At 46.6% G+C, this 1358-nt stretch carries 2 protein-coding genes; both read left to right on the top strand.

The genetic code is table 11. From position 1 onward, the window contains the following. The coding region (locus EI28_RS15100) for a hypothetical protein (RefSeq protein ID WP_231476819.1) at nucleotides 1–214 on the top strand (214 nt) is incomplete at its 5' end. 96 nt (nucleotides 215–310) lie between these two features. Next, nucleotides 311–1358, top strand: a 1048-nt coding sequence (locus EI28_RS13245) for a J domain-containing protein (protein WP_052379754.1), incomplete at its 3' end; no start/stop codon positions are given.

The following is a 1358-nucleotide window of genomic DNA, read 5'->3' as shown; positions in this document are numbered from 1 at the left end:
ACTGGATGCCAAGAATTACAACATATATGATCGCGCGCTTGATAGCGGCAGGTATACGACAAAGATCAATGGCAAGTATTGGTCAGATAGGAAGGAGGTAAACATCGCATTTACCCAACCAGATAATCAGCAGTATTATTTTGTTATTGACAATACAGATTTGTTTGGTGCGAAATCAGGAAGATCTGTAACGTATTCTCTGACTCTCAATTAACCCTTTTTGCGCTTCCACCCCGCGCGCAAATGTAAATAGTTATATGAGTACGATCCAATTCTCAATTTAGCAATCGGGCAGTTAGAAGATGGTTGAATGAAGGATAAGTATCGCTACTACGAAACATTGGGATTGGATCGCAGCGCAAGTCTCTCTGAAATCAACAAAGCGTATCGAAGTCTTGCAAAAACGTACCACCCCGATGTCTCCTCGCACCCACGGGCCCGTGAAAATTTCCAAAAGATCCAACAGGCATACGAGGCACTCTCCAATCCAGAAATAAGACATGAATATGATGCATATCTTGACGCTTTAGAGGATCTCGCTCCCGATGAAGACACGGACGATGTGCACATCGAAAACGAGTTCTACGTCTATAACGAGCCGATTACCATCAAGGGGAGAGCACGCATCCTCGATTGTGTCCACCACGTGATCGCCGACGGTCAGGAATATATCGAACATGATGGCGAGTTTTTATCCTTCGACAGGGGCTTTTTTCCTTTCGATACGAGAGAGATTGATGGTGAATTCTATGTTCCCAACGAAGACATCACAATAGACGGGAGTGAATACACTTTTAGCAATGCTCACCACGTGAGCATCAGGGGTCAGGAATATATCGAATATAACGGAGATTTCTTGCCCTTCGAAAGGCACGAATATCAGGATACCTCATCATCGAGCGGGGCAGGATTCTTAAAAACGCTGGGGAATCTGATACTGATCCTCGTCGTTGCTCTTACACTGTACCATGGGTTTACTCTTGCGACCTCCGGAGATGCTGATGCAACCCCTTCCTCATCCATCGTCGCCGCAGGGACAGCTACCCCGAAAGCCACCTCCACTCCGGTTACATCTTTCTGGAGTACTCAATCTTCAAAAGTCGCTGAGGCGATGGATTATACCGATCCCACAACCAGAGATTACGCTCTGAGTTTGATCGATAGAAGTCATGGCGGGAATTACAATTTCGCGCAGATATGCGATATGTGGGAGAAGATCTACAAGCGATGGACTTACGTGAACGACCCCAAAGGCTTCAACTACTACTCGCCGGCAAGCAGAACGATCAATCTCGGGTTAAAGGGGGACTGTGACGATTTCGCGATCCTCACGGCGTCATCGATACAGGCAATAGGAG

Origin of the sequence: Methanoculleus sp. MH98A (assembly GCF_000691865.1) — an archaeon.
In the GTDB taxonomy this organism is placed as follows: domain Archaea; phylum Halobacteriota; class Methanomicrobia; order Methanomicrobiales; family Methanoculleaceae; genus Methanoculleus.
The sequence above is the reverse complement of the archived record's forward strand: the minus strand, read 5'-3'. Positions and strand labels throughout refer to the sequence as shown.